18 protein-coding genes are annotated in these 14,898 nt (G+C 43.7%); 11 read left to right on the top strand and 7 right to left on the bottom strand.

Annotated features, from left to right (window positions below):
• The first annotated feature begins 421 nt into the window (after nt 1-421).
• The 9 genes from AAFP11_RS26740 to AAFP11_RS26700 all read left to right on the top strand — a co-directional run bounded on the left by AAFP11_RS26740 (nt 422) and on the right by AAFP11_RS26700 (nt 8,902).
• Nucleotides 422-1,150, top strand: coding sequence for a glycosyltransferase (locus AAFP11_RS26740; RefSeq protein ID WP_341739754.1), 729 nt, complete (start codon nt 422-424; stop codon nt 1,148-1,150).
• Nucleotides 1,143-1,928: a polysaccharide deacetylase family protein gene (locus AAFP11_RS26735; protein ID WP_341739753.1), complete on the top strand. Its 786-nt coding sequence runs from the start codon at nt 1,143-1,145 to the stop codon at nt 1,926-1,928. Before AAFP11_RS26740 ends, AAFP11_RS26735 begins: the two co-directional genes overlap by 8 nt.
• A gap of 18 nt (nt 1,929-1,946) precedes the next feature.
• Nucleotides 1,947-3,575, top strand: a complete 1,629-nt coding sequence (locus AAFP11_RS26730; RefSeq protein ID WP_341739752.1) for a DUF2079 domain-containing protein — start codon at nt 1,947-1,949, stop codon at nt 3,573-3,575.
• A gap of 231 nt (nt 3,576-3,806) precedes the next feature.
• The gene (locus AAFP11_RS26725; RefSeq protein WP_341739751.1) at nt 3,807-4,475 is read left to right on the top strand and encodes a DUF3318 domain-containing protein; all 669 of its coding nucleotides are present in this window, start codon (nt 3,807-3,809) and stop codon (nt 4,473-4,475) included.
• 195 nt (nt 4,476-4,670) lie between these two features.
• Complete coding sequence (locus AAFP11_RS26720; RefSeq protein ID WP_341739750.1) at nt 4,671-5,678, top strand: sugar transferase; 1,008 nt, start codon at nt 4,671-4,673, stop codon at nt 5,676-5,678.
• Between the two features lie 497 nt (nt 5,679-6,175).
• Nucleotides 6,176-6,613, top strand: a complete 438-nt coding sequence (locus tag AAFP11_RS26715) for an ATP-binding protein (RefSeq protein ID WP_341739749.1) — start codon at nt 6,176-6,178, stop codon at nt 6,611-6,613.
• Nucleotides 6,614-6,772: 159 nt separating this feature from the next.
• A complete protein-coding gene (locus AAFP11_RS26710) occupies nt 6,773-8,041 on the top strand; it encodes a WcaI family glycosyltransferase (protein WP_341739748.1) in 1,269 nt (422 codons plus the stop codon).
• Between the two features lie 103 nt (nt 8,042-8,144).
• Nucleotides 8,145-8,561 (top strand): XisH family protein, encoded by a 417-nt coding sequence (locus tag AAFP11_RS26705; RefSeq protein WP_341739747.1) that lies wholly within the window; start codon nt 8,145-8,147, stop codon nt 8,559-8,561.
• Nucleotides 8,549-8,902 carry a XisI protein gene (locus AAFP11_RS26700; RefSeq protein WP_340551628.1) on the top strand — a complete coding sequence of 118 codons (354 nt, stop codon included), beginning with the start codon at nt 8,549-8,551 and terminating at the stop codon, nt 8,900-8,902. Before AAFP11_RS26705 ends, AAFP11_RS26700 begins: the two co-directional genes overlap by 13 nt.
• A 51-nt stretch (nt 8,903-8,953) precedes the next feature.
• On the opposite strand, the gene AAFP11_RS26695 is transcribed toward AAFP11_RS26700, so the two are convergent.
• From AAFP11_RS26695 to AAFP11_RS26670, 6 genes are all read right to left on the bottom strand, one after another.
• Nucleotides 8,954-9,847: a DNA cytosine methyltransferase gene (locus AAFP11_RS26695; protein ID WP_341739746.1), complete on the bottom strand. Its 894-nt coding sequence runs from the start codon at nt 9,845-9,847 to the stop codon at nt 8,954-8,956.
• Nucleotides 9,848-9,892: 45 nt separating this feature from the next.
• Nucleotides 9,893-10,159, bottom strand: a complete 267-nt coding sequence (locus tag AAFP11_RS26690; RefSeq protein WP_340519328.1) for a type II toxin-antitoxin system YafQ family toxin — start codon at nt 10,157-10,159, stop codon at nt 9,893-9,895.
• A 2-nt stretch (nt 10,160-10,161) separates the two neighbouring features.
• Nucleotides 10,162-10,368, bottom strand: a complete 207-nt coding sequence (locus AAFP11_RS26685; RefSeq protein ID WP_340519329.1) for a hypothetical protein — start codon at nt 10,366-10,368, stop codon at nt 10,162-10,164.
• Nucleotides 10,369-10,386: 18 nt separating this feature from the next.
• Nucleotides 10,387-10,611, bottom strand: a complete 225-nt coding sequence (locus AAFP11_RS26680) for a hypothetical protein (protein WP_340519331.1) — start codon at nt 10,609-10,611, stop codon at nt 10,387-10,389.
• A gap of 111 nt (nt 10,612-10,722) precedes the next feature.
• A complete protein-coding gene (locus AAFP11_RS26675; protein WP_341739745.1) occupies nt 10,723-11,631 on the bottom strand; it encodes a DMT family transporter in 909 nt (302 codons plus the stop codon).
• A 272-nt stretch (nt 11,632-11,903) separates the two neighbouring features.
• The gene (locus AAFP11_RS26670) at nt 11,904-12,440 is read right to left on the bottom strand and encodes a P-loop NTPase family protein (RefSeq protein ID WP_341739744.1); all 537 of its coding nucleotides are present in this window, start codon (nt 12,438-12,440) and stop codon (nt 11,904-11,906) included.
• A 225-nt stretch (nt 12,441-12,665) separates the two neighbouring features.
• On the opposite strand from AAFP11_RS26670, the gene AAFP11_RS26665 reads away from it, so the two are divergent.
• Together AAFP11_RS26665 and rph are read left to right on the top strand one after the other, a co-directional pair.
• Nucleotides 12,666-13,217 carry a nucleoside monophosphate kinase gene (locus AAFP11_RS26665; protein WP_341739743.1) on the top strand — a complete coding sequence of 184 codons (552 nt, stop codon included), beginning with the start codon at nt 12,666-12,668 and terminating at the stop codon, nt 13,215-13,217.
• 305 nt (nt 13,218-13,522) lie between these two features.
• The gene (rph, locus tag AAFP11_RS26660; RefSeq protein WP_341739742.1) at nt 13,523-14,242 is read left to right on the top strand and encodes a ribonuclease PH; all 720 of its coding nucleotides are present in this window, start codon (nt 13,523-13,525) and stop codon (nt 14,240-14,242) included.
• Nucleotides 14,243-14,511: 269 nt separating this feature from the next.
• On the opposite strand, the gene AAFP11_RS26655 is transcribed toward rph, so the two are convergent.
• Complete coding sequence (locus AAFP11_RS26655; protein ID WP_341739741.1) at nt 14,512-14,787, bottom strand: tetratricopeptide repeat protein; 276 nt, start codon at nt 14,785-14,787, stop codon at nt 14,512-14,514.
• Nucleotides 14,788-14,898 lie beyond the last annotated feature (111 nt).

Here is a 14,898-nt window from a genome sequence, read left to right as displayed (position 1 = left end):
AGGGTAGTTCTTGTTGACCAACCGTTGAAACCCTTATTAAAGCGTTGGTTTCGGGAGTTGAGCCCCTTAAAGGGCTCAACTCCCGAAACCAAGCGGGGGAAGGGATTGGAATTATTGGAGATGTCTAATGGGTAATGGGTAAATGGGTAATGGGTAATGGGTAATGGGGCTCCAGCGTTGTCGAAGTATGGGACATGGGCCATGGGAACCCCCCCTGACTCCCCACCCCCCTAGGGGGGATGGGGGAAGGGTATAGGGCATTACTAATTACCAGTTACCAATTACCTATTACCTATTACCTATTACCTATTACCAATTCTCGATCGGACCTATTCTTTCACTCCAAAGGCTATATATTTTTTACTTGTGATTTTTGTACTAAGGTGATACGATACTTCTGCGAAAGCTTGATTCCATAATAATGATGAAAATCACGGTAATTCTACCTGTTTACAACGAAGAAAATTGCATAGCACAAACCTTTGACAGAATTTTCGATTTTTCTCAAACAAATCACCCTTATAATTTTATCATTGTCAATGACGGGTCAACAGATGATACACTGACAATCCTCGAAAATAAACTAAAAATATTCCCCACAAATCATATCCAAATAATTTCTTACAACCATCGTCAAGGAAAAGGCTACGCAGTAAAAAAAGGTAGCGAATCTCTAAAATCTGACTGCATTTGCTTTATGGATGGTGACTTAGCTTACTCCCTAGAGCATCTAGAACCCTTAATAGAAAAACTAGAAAAATTTGATGTGGTAATTGGTTGCAGAAACCTCGACAAAGACAACTTCCGCAATCTCACATTACTGAGAAAAATATCAGGTCAAATATTTAACTTTATTTCCCGCAAAATCCTCAATCTGCCCTATCGAGATATGCAGGCAGGACTCAAAGGATTTAAAAAAGATGCGGCCCAAGAACTCTTCAAGCAACAGACAATTGCGGGATTTTCTTTTGATGCCGAACTCCTGTTCTTAGCACACAAAAAAGGATATCAAATCGGTGAAATTCCCGCTAGAATTTCCGAACAACATTTATCCAAAGCTTCTAAAGTAAATATAGTTAAAGATTCTCTCAAAATGTTCTTGTGCTTGTTAAAAATTCGCTATAATAATCGAGTGGGTAATTATGACTAAATACATTTTATTGAGCTTTGACATAGAAGAATTTGACATTCCCGAAGAATACGGTCAACCCCTCACAGAGGATATCAAATTTGCAGTTTCTAAAACCGGGTTATGCAATGTTATTTCACTTTTGGAAAAATTAGATATCGCAGCCACATTTTTTGTAACTGCTAACTTCGCACTCCACAACCAAGAAATAATTAAACAACTTTCACAACAACATGAAATTGCCTCCCACGGCTTTTACCATTCCCAATTTTCCGTGGATGATTTACAAAAATCTAAGCAAACCTTAGAATCCATAACTAATACTAAAGTCGTCGGCTTCAGGATGGCAAGACTTCAGCCTGTTGACGACGCAGAAATAGAACAAGCAGGCTATGAATACAACTCATCCATGAATCCTACCTACATCCCCGGTAGATACAACAATCTCTTGAAACCTAGAACTGCATATTATAGGAATAAATTACTCAACTTGCCCATTTCAGTTACTCCCGCGATCCGATTTCCCCTATTTTGGTTGAGTTTTAAGAACTTGCCGCTTTCAGTGATACAATTAGCAGCTAAGCTCACCTTAGAAACAGACTCCTATCTAAACATCTACTTTCATCCCTGGGAATTCACTGATATTTCCCAGTTTAAACTCCCCAGTTATGTCAAAAAAGATGCCGGTAGTAAAATGATTGACAAATTAGAAAAATATCTGACGGTGCTGAAAAAACAAGGGGAATTTATTTCTATTTCAGAATTTAAAAACCACTTCAATAAAATTAATAAATATTAGTAAATTCAGCCAAAAAACATGAAATTTAAACCTATTTACTACTGGCGGCATGAAACAGGGTTGCGTCAAGCAATAATCATTGCAGTAATTTTTTTTATCTCGGTATTAACTTTTAGTATTATTCGCTATGATAGCTTTTTGGCTACCTACGATCACGGTTTATTTAATCAAGTATTTTGGAATAGCGTACATGGCAAACTATTTCAAAGTTCCCTTTCCTCCGCGGCCTCCGGTGCATCTCTGCTCGATCGGGAACTATCCTATCCATCTTACATCCATTTAGGGCAACATTTTGTCATCGACTTTTTGCTGTGGATGCCGCTTTATGCCCTGTTTCCCTCTCCCGTGACTCTGATAGTTTTGCAAGTAGCTTTAATTGCGGCTGCTGGCATAGTTTTGTATTTTTTAGCGAGACATTATTTATCTATTCCTCTGTCAATAATGGTCGTAGCTAGCTATTATGGAGCTAATGCGGTAATTGGTCCGACGCTGGGAAATTTTTACGAACACTGCCAAATTCCTTTGTTTTTATTTAGTTTATTATTAGCCTTAGAAAAGCAAAGGTGGTTGGTGTTTTGGATTTTTGCAGCCTTAGCATTAGGAACTCGTGAAGACACCGGCATTACTCTGTTTGGCATTGGAGCCTACTTATTTTTCAGCCGCCGCTATCCACGGACGGGTATAGCTTTGTGTGTCCTGAGTTTTAGCTATGTTTCGCTGATAACTAATGTTGTGATGCCTCTGTTTTCCAATGACAACTCCCGACTTTATTTAGCTCTGTATTTTAAGAAGTTTGTTAACATAGAAAATCCTTCGACGCTACAGTTACTGTGGGCAATAGTTAGCCAACCTCAAATTATAATTCAAGTATTTTTTGCGGATTTAGAAAGTTTAGAAAGGCGAATTAGATTTGTGTTGGGTTTGTTGCTGCCACTGGCTTTTATACCTATTTTTTCCTGGCCAGCTTGGGTGATGTCTAGCTTTCCGTTGTTAGTGCTGCTGCTGCAAGTAGAAAATAAAGCAGCGACTTCTATCAATACTCGTTATACTTTGAGTTTAGTTCCTGTTTTGATTTATGCTGCAATATTGTGGTGGTCGGAGCATCCAGAAAAATTTAAACCAAGGCTACACCGCTTTTGGATGGGATGTATCGGATTGTCCCTATTGTTTACTTTGACTTCTAATCCTAATCGAGCTTTGTATTTCCTTTCTCCCTATGCTTTCAATCCTGTGGTTTATCAATCATTGACTGAGCAATTAGCCCATGGTGCTGATTTGAAAACTGTGATGGAGTTAATTCCTCCAGATGCTAGCGTTTCCACGAGTGGTTACATAGTTTCTCACCTATCTGGGCGTCGGAACATCATTCGTTTAGAGGTGATGAAGTTGCGGGATGAAGCCGGAAACGCGGTGGATGTGGATTATGCTGTATTAGATTTGTGGCAGTTGCAGCAGAATAATTTAAAGGTGCCGGTCGATCGAGGTAGAGTTAGGGCGGGAGTGCGTTTTACAGACGAGGCTCTGCGGAACGGAAGCTATGGTATTGCTAAGGTATTAGATGGGGTGGTTTTGGTGCAGAAAGGGATAACTTCGGCACCGGAGGTTTTGTCGGCTTGGGTGAAATTGCGACAAGAAATTGAACAATAAGATGCAAAATAAGCAGAAAACTGTTGAGTAGTTAGTGTCGATCGCCTCGGAGCGAGTAAATTGGGTATAGAGGGTCGATCGACCCTCTACGGTAATTCTGCTTTCAGCATCAGACACTCAAACTAGGGTGAGGAATATTTGCCAGAAAGCTAGAAGATAAGGTCCAAAAGGTTTGCTATACTCCAAAATATAGAAGCATATTAACCCTTTGAAAAATTTAAGGTCGGAGCTATGACATCCTATGCAACCTCCACAGCAAGAGCCGAGATGAGTGAGATCCGGCGCTTGAAAAATATACTCCCCCCAGAACTACAAAGTTGGGTAACAGTAGAAAAAACCATAGAAATTAATCCCGCCTTGATCCGTAGCGAAGAAATAGGCAAAGATCAGGTAGAAATACAAATAGACCTGATCCGCTGGGAACAGCTAGCAATGGATCAGCGAAACCTCCTATTTTGGCACGAAGTCGCCAGAATCCAAAACGACACCATCCCCAGAGATGGCTGGGAAATGGCCGCCCTTGCTATTGGTTTAGGTGGCGCAGTCGGCGAACTTTGGGTACAAGATGGCTTGCTGCTGGTACTAGCCCTCTCCCTGTGTGGCGTCTCCGGCTGGAGGCTGTACCAGAAAAATAACGGAGAGAAAAGCTTAAAAGAAGCCATAGACGCGGACGAAAAAGCCCTGGCCCTGGCCACTCGCTTCGGCTATACTCTCCCCAACGCATACAAAAGCCTCGGTAGTGCCTTAAAAACCCTCATCGAGCAAACTTCCAAAAAGCAGCAGCGCGCTAAATACGAAGCCCGTCTCCAAGCCCTCAAACGCAACGCAGCTAAAGCTAAAGCCAAGGTTAAACCCCTCGGCCGCGAAACTTCCCAGTCAGAAAACGTTTACAATTCCTGACCTCCGGCACACACCAACCCCTTGACGGGTAGGGTGTGGGCTTGCCAGAAGCACTTCTTGGCTGGCCTGGTTAGTGATGAAAATGTAAAGTTTGTGTAAATCTAGGCTGTTGTTAACAATAATAATTGGTAAAAATGGATGGCCTAGGACACAATAGGCTAAAGACATCAGCTTGAAATTTGAAACTAGGACTTCATGGTCACCCAAAACCCAGAGGCAGATTTTCGGGTAACTTACTTGGACGAAATTCCTTCCGTTCACATACCTGTGCGATTAAGCGTACTTGAAGCCGTAAACTTTAAGACAACCTGCCAGCAACTTTTCTCTGAAAACTCGAAAAACACCGTTCCCAGCAAAATTGTCCTAGACTTCAGTGACACGACATTCATCGACAGTAGCGGGATTGGTGCCTTAGTCAGCAATCTAAAATTTGCCAAACAGCGGGAGTGCAACTTAGTATTGCGGAGTCTCAAGCCACAGGTGATGGCAGTATTTGCTCTCACCAGCCTAGATCAAGTGCTGACTATCGAGCCGTCGCCAGTTAGCACAGCCCCCGCTGAAAACAACCGTGCAGACAGTCAGTTACCAGTTACGCACCCCTCTGTGCGATCGTTGGTAAAACGGCTGATCGATATAGTTGGGGCCATAGTAGGTTTGATAATTACAGGAATATTGTTTATACCCATAGTCGCAGCCATCACAATTAACGATCCAGGACCGATCTTTTTTGGTCAAACCCGCTGTGGCTGGATGGGAAAAAGATTTCAGATTTGGAAGTTTCGCTCGATGTGTACCAACGCCGAAGCCCTTAAATCTCAAATCAAAAACCAAGCCTCCGGTGCTTTTTTCAAAAATGATAATGACCCTCGCATTACCAAAGTCGGGCGGATATTGCGAAAAACCAGCCTTGATGAACTGCCACAATTTTGGAACGTACTAAAAGGCGAAATGAGTTTAGTGGGTACCCGACCCCCTACTCCAGATGAAGTTGACCGCTATGAAGTACCTCAGTGGCAGCGTTTTGATGTCAAACCAGGAATGACTGGAGAATGGCAAGTTAACGGTCGCTCTCAGGTGCGTAATTTTGAAGATGTGATCCGCTTGGATTTAAAGTACCAAGAAAACTGGAGCCTGATGTATGACCTGAAACTAATTGTGAAAACCATAGCTGTTCTGTTCAACAAAAATAGTGGCGCTGTATAGGATGCCTGAACAACCCTCCGCTGACCTTTTAGGTACAGGGGGGGTTACTAAAATTCAGACGTTTTATCATAAGTGATGAAAGAAATCAATAAAATTTTAACTAATCACGTCAATAAACAACGGAAGTAAACACTTACCATCTAAAGATAACTTTGGATAGGTTTTGCTAAGTTTTCTAAAGCAGTTGAAAAATCAAAACTCCCAACTCAAAACTGAAAATTATTTAAACGCCCTACCCAGGCGGGTTAAAGTATCAAAAGTCTCTCATTTCCAGTAGGAGTAAATGGTGCGAAAGGAATGCTCACCTTGAGGCAAAACGGGCTTCTTCAACTCAAGCTTGACTTAACTAATATGTTGCCAAGACCTTGCCCCCCTTATTCTCCCGCCACCGCTACGCTGAACACTCGCGTCCCAGCCAAGCTGAGTACAGTTACTTGTGCTGAGTTTGTACCGATCGTAGCTGAAGTTGTGCTGGGGGGCGACCAGGGGGAAAAAAAATGAAAGATCAGCAACCAAAGGCCGAGTTGCATCTTCAAGTGGAAACGGACATGGAGGCTCTGAAACAAGTTTTGGAGTGGTTGGAAAATATTGTCCTGCCCCTGCTACCAGAGGATTTGGGGTGGCAGTGCAGCCTGATTGTGAATGAAGGGTTTACAAATGCTGTTCGCCATGCTCACAAAAACTTGCACTCCACGACACCGATCAACCTCGAAGTCGCAGTGTTTTCCGATTACTTAGAAATCAGGATTTGGGATAGGGGTCAACCCTTTGACCTAGAAGCAAAGCTCGACGCTATTATCCAAGACAAGCGCGATCCCTTGGAAAAAGAAGGAGAAAGGGGACTGCTATTTATGCACAAGCTGACAGAGCAGCTTCGTTATATCCGTACAGACGATCGCCGCAACTGTCTGGTGATGCGAAAAAACATTACCTGATGATGACTCAAAACCACAAAGGGCGACTGCTTTTGAGCCTAGAAAATTCCAGGCACCGCCCTCTGCTGTGTTAGGCCCAACTAGACCTAATCCAGGCGAATTAAGCGGGTATTAGCTCAAGCTGGTGGCGGCTGGACAATTTGCTTCAAACTAAATATTATGCGTATTCTGATTTATTCCTATAACTACTATCCAGAGCCGATCGGCATTGCTCCCCTGATGACAGAACTAGCCCAGGGTCTAGTTCAGCGTGGTCATCAAGTCAGAGTAGTTACAGGAATGCCCAACTATCCCCAGCGCCAGATTTATGAAAAATATCGCGGCAAATTCTACCTTACCGAAGAACATAACGGTGTGACAATACAGCGCAGCTACCTGCGGGTGAACGGCCCTCACCCCAGTTTGCTAGACCGACTGCTGTTAGATGGTAGTTTTGTGATATCTAGTGCTATTCAAGCATTTAGGGGCGATCGACCAGACGTGATTTTTTCCACAATGCCCCCATTGCCGATTTGCGTCCCAGTGGCTCTTTATGGGTGGATTCGTAGTTGCCCGATCGTCCTCAACGTTCAAGATATCGTCTCAGAAGCAGCCGTGCGCGTCGGTTTGGTGAAAAAGAATGGGATGTTAATTCAGATTGCTGACGCCTTAGAAAAATTTGCCTACAGCACAGCTAGCCAAGTCAGCGTCATCGACAGCGGTTTTATCCAAAAATTGCACTCTCAGGGAGTACCCCCGGAAAAAATAGTTTGCCTTCCCAATTGGGTTGATGTCAATTTCATCCGCCCCTTACCTAAAGAAAATAATTCCTTTCGCAAAACTCACAATCTCCAGGGCAAATTTGTCATTCTCTACGCAGGCAATATTGCCCTGACTCAAGGTTTGCAAACTGTTGTCCAAGCAGCGGCTCGTTTGAAACACATACCAGAAATAGCTTTTGTAATTGTGGGAGAGTCCACCGCACTGTCACGTTTGCAAAGAGATTGTGAAACTTACAAAGCGACGAATGTGACGTTACTGCCCTTTGAACCGCGAGAAAAATTGCCAGAAATGTTAGCTGCCGCTGATGTTAGTTTGGTGGTACAAAAGCGGCGCGTGACTAATTTTAATATGCCCTCAAAAATTCAAGTGCTGTTGGCTAGTGGTCGGGCTATTTTGGCTTCGGTTCCTGAGACTGGTACTGCTCATAAAGCAGTGCAGCAAAGTGGTGGCGGGGTGGTGGTGCCACCGGAAGATCCGCAAGCTCTAGCGGATGGGGTTGAAGATTTGTATCTGAATCCGGCTAAAGTCGATGCGCTGGGTTTGCAAGGCAGAAGTTATGCTGTTGAGAATTATGGATTTGAGGAAGCTTTGAATCAATATGAGGCTTTATTTACGATGGTTACGGCTAGGGATGGTGAGAAAATATTAGAGCCTTTGCCAAAGTAGGTTATTGGTGGGGTTCGGGCGGGTTTATTGAGATTGTTGGCGAAACCGACTCTTAAGGATTATACTGTGTTTAAAGAGCAAGTAATATTTAACTGTTTTTACTATGCCTGCCAAAGATACCTACCACAATGCAGTTAAAAACGCCTTAATCAAAGATGGTTGGACAATTACGGATGACCCATATTTCATCCAATATGAGGATGCCGATTTATATGCCGACCTAGCAGCAGAAAAGCCGATCGCCGCAGAACGCCAGGGACAAAAAATAGTTGTTGAAATTAAGAGCTTTATTGGGCGATCGCTAATGTATGATTTTCACGACGCACTCGGTCAATACATTGTCTACCGAAATCTCATTCAACTCACGGCTCCAGAATACACGCTTTATTTGGGAATTGATGATATCGTATACCAAGACTTTTTTAAACGCAAGTCGATACAATTAATTACTAAGGAAAATCGGCTTCTATTAATGACAGTTGAGATGGAAAAGGAGGAAATTATACAATGGATAAATTAGAATACTATCGGAATACAATTAAAAAAATATTGACTGAATATTATCAGATGAAAGTCCAGGGGGCGATCGCATTAGATGAATTAGAGCCAGATGATCGTCTGGCATTTGATGAAGAACGAGATCAATATCTCTGGTTTCGCTCTGGCTGGAATGGTAAAGAACGGGTTCGCTATATGACGATGTATCTTCGGATTAAAGATGGTAAAATTTGGGTGGAAGAAGATTTGACAAATTTGTGTGTAGTTGATGATTTACTAGCAGCAGGAATTTCTAAGGGCGATATTGTTTTGGGGTTTCATCATCCTAGTAAAAGACCTTTGACGGAATTTGCTAGTGTTTGATGAGAGACAAAAAAAGCAACGATTTTTGATAGAAACCCGTTTTCTTTTGCCTTAGTCCTGTTGAATATATTCAAGGATGCAGCCAGCGACATACTCAGCCAGCTTGACAGGAACAGCATTACCAATCATTTGTTCTAAATCAGACTTATTTCCCTGAAACTTAAACGTCTTAGGAAATGTTTGAATATAACTCCGTTCAATAGTCGTCAAAGGGCGTAACCTCTCATCAATATCGCATAAATCACCTTCATGCTTTTTGTACGTCTTGGGAATTGGACGATTAACACCTCGAACTGTCGGGCTAGGTTCGTGGATGCTGAAAACTCCCCTTCTCTTATAGCTTCTCGGATGCCGATAAAAATACTCAATACCTAAATCATCACCTAAATATTCAAAAACATTCATAGGAGTTTTAGACTGATGTTTTGTTAGATAAGAATTCAAAATGCCATCTTCTCCATCCAATTCACCAATCAAAAAATATCGTTTTCTAGCTTGCGGAACTCCACAATAGCTGGCATTCAAAACCGAAGAACTTAAACCATAGCCACTGGTTCTAAATGTTTCTAAAACTTGTTCTAGAATTTGGCTCTTTTGAATTCTGGCAACGTTCTCCATGACAAACCATCTAGGTTTAATGCTAGTAATAATCTTCGCAAAGGCTAAGGATAAATCTGCTCTCCCAAGATTCTCATCTCTTTTCCCGGCGCTGGAAAAATCTTGGCATGGAGGCCCACCAATAATCATATCTGGATTGAACTCACTGATAAATGAACAGATATCTGCTTGTGATAGGTCTTTTTCAAATATCGGATGTTGGAAGTTGTCTTTATATACTTGAATGGCTGGATGCCAGTAGTCAAAAGCTGCTACTACATTGAATCCAGCATTTTGAAATCCGAGTGACAAGCCTCCACAGCCGGCAAATAAATCTACTGTTCTCATTTTTGCCAAGTTACTCTTAGAGCCCATGATATGTTAGTCGAATAGTTAATACACTTCATCATGACTACCAATATCTACAAACACAGCCTTGTCATCTTCTGTAAAGTAGAACAATACCCTTTCATCGTAATCTACACTAAAACTCCAGAATTCCTTAAGCTTGCCGGATAGTTTATGTGTTTTCAATATCGGATCGTAAGGATATATAGTAAACAGTTCCAATTTTTGCCAAAACTTTTCCTCTAAATCTGTGTTGCCTTGGATGCGCTTTTTGAAGGCGCGTTTGAAAGCCGAACTAAAACTAACTTCCACGATTATTCCTCTATCAGTTGTCTGAGTTCGTTAATATTAGAGGAAAACTTCAGTTCATCTTTTTGGTGTTCTACTTGCGCTAACTTGAAGTTGTTATATATCTGATCGCGGCGTTCTTCACGGATATATTGGTTCAACAACTGTTGAATTTCCTGTTTTTCATCCGTGGAAAGACCTTTGACTACTTCAACTACATCATTAAAAGTCATTGTTTGCAAGACCTCATTTTAATTATCTATTTTTAAACCTGGTGGATACGGAAAATTACTGTCAATAAGTAAGGTGACTTTATCCTGAGTCTTAGGGCTGGGTAAACCTCGCCGAACTATGGCTTTAGCGAACATTTCAGGTGTAATTTCAGGGCAATCAGAAAAATCAATATCTTCATCAGTCATGGCGTCTAAACGTTCCCAGTCAGTTTCCGATTTGCTCGAAGTAAATTCGTTGTTCATATTATAGTCCGGTCGGCAGAAACCGGGTTTTTCACCTGTTAAAGGCAGGGTGTGCAGTATTTTAGTAAAAAACCCGGTTTCTTTGATATTTATGGGTAATTCCTATATTAACTATTTTGCTCCAAAAGTGCCGATCGCAACTCCGAACAATAACACCCCACCACCCACCAATACCATCGGCCCCGGCACTTCCCCAAACACCAAATAACCCAAACAACTAGCGCCCACAGGTTCAAACAAAATAGCCAGACTTACCAAAGTTGGCGATACCCGCATCACAGCCCAATTCAAAATCGTGTGGCCGACTAATTGAGGCAAGGCTGCTGTTAATAAAATGTAAAAATATACAATGTGCGGATAGCCAGTATAACTGGTTTTGAATACTAGGGGCAGAGGCAAAAGGACGATCGCAGCTACAGTATATGCGATCGCAATATAGCCACCGATTCCCAGTCCCCGCCGCTGGGCCTCCCTACCACAAAGCAAATACAGGCTGACAGCCCAGGAACCAGCCAGGGCAAGGAAGTTACCCAACATGATGCTGCTACCATCACCGCCGCCACCTGCACTACCTAGGGCGATCGCGATCGTCCCTCCCAGAGCCACTGCAATGCCCGCTACCGACAATTTACTGAGTTTTTCGCCAAACCAGAACCGAGACAACAGCGCTACCCAGACCGGATTTGTGGTGACTAAGGCGGTGGAGGCGGCGATGGAAGTATAAGAAAGTGAGGTAATCCACAGGGCAAAGTGCAGGGCGAGACACAAACCAGCAGCCGCCCCGTAGCGCCGAGCTCCCGGTTGCAGCGTATTCCACTGAATTTTTGACCAAGCTGGAAGCAGAATTAAGGCTGATAAAGTGAGGCGGGAGGCCGCGAGTACCAAGCTGAAACCGAGGCCACCACTGTTTGCTGAACTGTTCGCCAGTCTAATCAGGATTGAGGATGTTGAGAAGGCTAAAATGCCGATAATGATGATTGGGGCGATCGACCAATTTGGTATTGTTTTGGGCAGATTCATATCAATTCCCGTTGTACCGGAATGATTGTTGACTGTTGACTGTTAACAGTTAACAGTTAATACCAATTTAATGGGTCGTTGCATATATCTCGATCCCCCTAAATCCCCCACCCCCCCCTACCCCCCCCAAGGGGGGAAAAAAGGGGAGAAGGGGGACTTTGATCGGAATCTTGTCCCCCCCCTTATTAAGGGGGGCTAGGGGGGATCAGATTCTATGCAGCTTCATAAAAAACTGGTATAACTGGTTTTTCCATGGGATATCGCAACTTAAATCAATGTCCTTGAGTGCGGCGAATTTCAGTAATTTGATCTGCCACATCCAAAATTCCTTGCGGCATCGATGGGCCGGTAAAAATCAGATCCAAATGATGCGGCTTACTATCAATTAATGCGAGCACTTCTGCTTCGGGAATTAAACCCAAATTAACCGCCAGACTCAACTCGTCGAGAATGATTAGGGCATAACGGCCTTCGCGGACAACTTCTTGAACGTATTGCCACAATTGGGCGATCGCACCTAGTTCTAGCTCATCTAAATCAGCATTATCAATGCAGCGTGGCAAATCGCACCGCACCCAATCTAAATTCTGCCCCAGCCGCATCGGATGCTGGTGTCCCTGATTAATTCCCCCTTTGAGGAACTGCACCGCCAGTACCGCAGTCCCCTGTCCTGCAATTCGTAGCGCCTGAGCCATCACAGTTGTAAAAAAGCAGCGGTGCGGGCCTGTAAAGACTTGCACCAGCCCTTCAACAGTGTAGGGCAAGCTGTGGGTCAAATTGAGGTTAGGAGTTTTTAACTGGGCAACCATAGGGCAATAATCTAATCAACAACTAAGTCTTGAGGGCTGCTCCGACTTTGAGATGGAAGAAGCCTGCTTGACAATATATAGTGTACCTGGCCGATCGCAAATCGGATCGAACGCTAGATATACCAGTTATCAGAAGCTAGCGATAGAGGCGATCGCAGCCATTTTGCCCGATTTATCTCAATAAAAGGTAAACTTTGAATGTCGTGGCGCTAGGAGCAAAGCACAGTGAGATTGGTGATTCTGGGAGGGCCTGGAGCGGGCAAGGGAACTCAGGCTGAACTACTGTGCAGCACTTTGAGTATTCCTTTGCTGGCTTTGGGGGATATTCTGCGGGAGGCGATCGCAGATGAAACAGATTTGGGCAAGTTGGCGGTGTCTTATGTGGAAACAGGGGAATTAGTTCCCGACGCAACGATAGTTCAATTCATTCGTCGTCGATTGCTGCTGTGGGATGTCTTTAATGGCTGGGTGTTGGAGGGCTATCCGCGCACGGCTTTTCAAGGTGAGGAGTTGGATTTTTTGCTCTCAGATTTGGCACAACACCTAGATTGGGCGATTTGGTTGAAGGTTCCGAATGAGGTATTGTTGAGTCGATCGAGCGAGCGAGATCGATCGGATGATAGTCCAGAAATTTTGCAGCGTCGGCTCGATTTATTCTACGAGCAAACTCTCCCGATTTTAGATTATTATGAGTATCGCAACAAGCTGTTAATTATCAACGGCGACCAATCTCCTGAACAAGTGCAGCAAGATATTCTTAAAGTTGTTAATAATTAGTTGTTATTAGTTAGTCAAATACCAATTACCAATGCCCTATACCCATTGGTGTCAAATTAATCGTCAAATCCTGGATAAATCTCGTTTTTACCCCAGTCCTGATCCCCCTAAATCCCCCTTAAGAAGGGGGACTTTGATAAGATTCCTGTCCTGTCCCCCCCTTCTTAAGGGGGGCTAGGGGGGATCTAAGTTTAATAGTTAAACAGCAGTCTGTGACAGGGTTAGAAGTTAAGTTGACACCAATTCCCCATTCCCAATTCCCCATTCCCCATTCCCCATTCCCCATTCCCCATTCCCAATTACTTATGTCCATAAAACGTGCCGATGGCAGACAGCCAAATCAACTTCGTCCGATTAGTTTCGATCGCGAATTCACCAAATTTGCCAGTGGTTCGGTGCTAGCAAAAAGCGGCGATACTCAGGTACTGTGCAGTGTTACGATTAAGCCGGGAGTGCCTAGGTTTCTGGAGAATACTGGCAAAGGTTGGCTGACTGCGGAGTACCGAATGTTACCAGGATCTACGCCGCAGCGACAAGAGCGGGAATTTATGAAATTATCGGGCCGCACTCAAGAAATTCAGCGGTTGATTGGGCGGAGTTTGCGATCGTGCTTGGATATGCAACTTTTGGGCGATCGCACAATTCTTGTCGATGCTGATGTTTTGCAAGCGGATGCGGGGACTCGCACGACTTCTATTAATGGCGCGTTTGTGGCTGTGGCTGATGCTTTGAATAAGTTGGTGCAAAAAGGTGATTTAGTGCGATCGCCCTTGATTCGGCAAGTGGCGGCAGTGTCTGTGGGACTTTTGGAAAACGAGCTGTTTTTAGATTTGAATTATCTGGAAGATGTGGCGGCGGAAATTGATTGTAATGTGGTGATGAATGGAGATTTGAATATTATTGAAATTCAGGGAACTGCGGAAGAAGGAAGTTTGAGTCGGAGTCAGTTGAATCAAATTTTGGATTTGGCAGAAACTGGGATTCGGGAATTGCTGGAGGCTCAGCGGCAGGCTTTGGTTGAGTAGTCCAGCAGTCCGGCAGGGGTTGAAACCCCTGCCTCAAAGCTAAAGTCCTCTGAAGAGGACTGATAAGAAGAATTTTTTAACTCATTAGTCCTCTTCAGAGGACTTTAGCTATTAGCCAGGGAATTCATTCCCTGGCGGACTGGCGGGCGGGCGGGAGGACTGGCGGACTGACGATTTAAGTTGACACAAATGGACACGGTGCGGTGTCCCTACGGTGAGCGATATGGGGTGTACTTCATAAACCTGCAATCTGCTGTATATATCCAAAACTAAACTTCATCGCTCTTACCTATTGCCTTTCGCACTTTCTCAACTTGCTTCGGTGCTTCCATTTCAGTGAAGAGTCTAATCGCCTCTTGAAACGGAGTCTGACTCTTTTCGGCATCACCCATCTTTTGGTGAGTTAAGGCAAGCTGATAATGAGCCTCAGCTAGATCGCATTTAGCGCCGATTTTGTCTAGAAGTGCGATCGATTCTGAATGATGGGAAAGCGCTGTTGTAAAATCGGATTGTTCTCTATAAAGCTCTCCTAAGTAGTAGGACATAAATAAACAGTGTGGTATAAAGAAATATTAAGCGATCGACTGTGATGAGCGATCGACTGTGATGAGCGATCGACTGTGATGAGCGATCGACTGTGATGAGCGATCGACTGT

This window comes from Microcoleus sp. CAWBG640, from assembly GCF_020883015.1.
In the GTDB taxonomy this organism is placed as follows: domain Bacteria; phylum Cyanobacteriota; class Cyanobacteriia; order Cyanobacteriales; family Microcoleaceae; genus Microcoleus; species Microcoleus anatoxicus.
This window is presented reverse-complemented; position numbering and strand designations above follow the sequence as displayed.

What these genes read in the sequence shown, in the direction of transcription:
- AAFP11_RS26740 (WP_341739754.1), top strand. Translation starts at nt 422, where the DNA reads ATGATGAAAATCACGGTAATTCTACCTGTTTACAACGAAGAAAATTGC.
- AAFP11_RS26735 (WP_341739753.1), top strand. Translation starts at nt 1,143, where the DNA reads ATGACTAAATACATTTTATTGAGCTTTGACATAGAAGAATTTGACATT.
- AAFP11_RS26730 (WP_341739752.1), top strand. Translation starts at nt 1,947, where the DNA reads ATGAAATTTAAACCTATTTACTACTGGCGGCATGAAACAGGGTTGCGT.
- AAFP11_RS26725 (WP_341739751.1), top strand. Translation starts at nt 3,807, where the DNA reads ATGACATCCTATGCAACCTCCACAGCAAGAGCCGAGATGAGTGAGATC.
- AAFP11_RS26720 (WP_341739750.1), top strand. Translation starts at nt 4,671, where the DNA reads ATGGTCACCCAAAACCCAGAGGCAGATTTTCGGGTAACTTACTTGGAC.
- AAFP11_RS26715 (WP_341739749.1), top strand. Translation starts at nt 6,176, where the DNA reads ATGAAAGATCAGCAACCAAAGGCCGAGTTGCATCTTCAAGTGGAAACG.
- AAFP11_RS26710 (WP_341739748.1), top strand. Translation starts at nt 6,773, where the DNA reads ATGCGTATTCTGATTTATTCCTATAACTACTATCCAGAGCCGATCGGC.
- AAFP11_RS26705 (WP_341739747.1), top strand. Translation starts at nt 8,145, where the DNA reads ATGCCTGCCAAAGATACCTACCACAATGCAGTTAAAAACGCCTTAATC.
- AAFP11_RS26700 (WP_340551628.1), top strand. Translation starts at nt 8,549, where the DNA reads ATGGATAAATTAGAATACTATCGGAATACAATTAAAAAAATATTGACT.
- AAFP11_RS26695 (WP_341739746.1), bottom strand. Translation starts at nt 9,847, where the DNA reads ATGAGAACAGTAGATTTATTTGCCGGCTGTGGAGGCTTGTCACTCGGA.
- AAFP11_RS26685 (WP_340519329.1), bottom strand. Translation starts at nt 10,368, where the DNA reads ATGACTTTTAATGATGTAGTTGAAGTAGTCAAAGGTCTTTCCACGGAT.
- AAFP11_RS26680 (WP_340519331.1), bottom strand. Translation starts at nt 10,611, where the DNA reads ATGAACAACGAATTTACTTCGAGCAAATCGGAAACTGACTGGGAACGT.
- AAFP11_RS26675 (WP_341739745.1), bottom strand. Translation starts at nt 11,631, where the DNA reads ATGAATCTGCCCAAAACAATACCAAATTGGTCGATCGCCCCAATCATC.
- AAFP11_RS26670 (WP_341739744.1), bottom strand. Translation starts at nt 12,440, where the DNA reads ATGGTTGCCCAGTTAAAAACTCCTAACCTCAATTTGACCCACAGCTTG.
- rph (WP_341739742.1), top strand. Translation starts at nt 13,523, where the DNA reads ATGTCCATAAAACGTGCCGATGGCAGACAGCCAAATCAACTTCGTCCG.
- AAFP11_RS26655 (WP_341739741.1), bottom strand. Translation starts at nt 14,787, where the DNA reads ATGTCCTACTACTTAGGAGAGCTTTATAGAGAACAATCCGATTTTACA.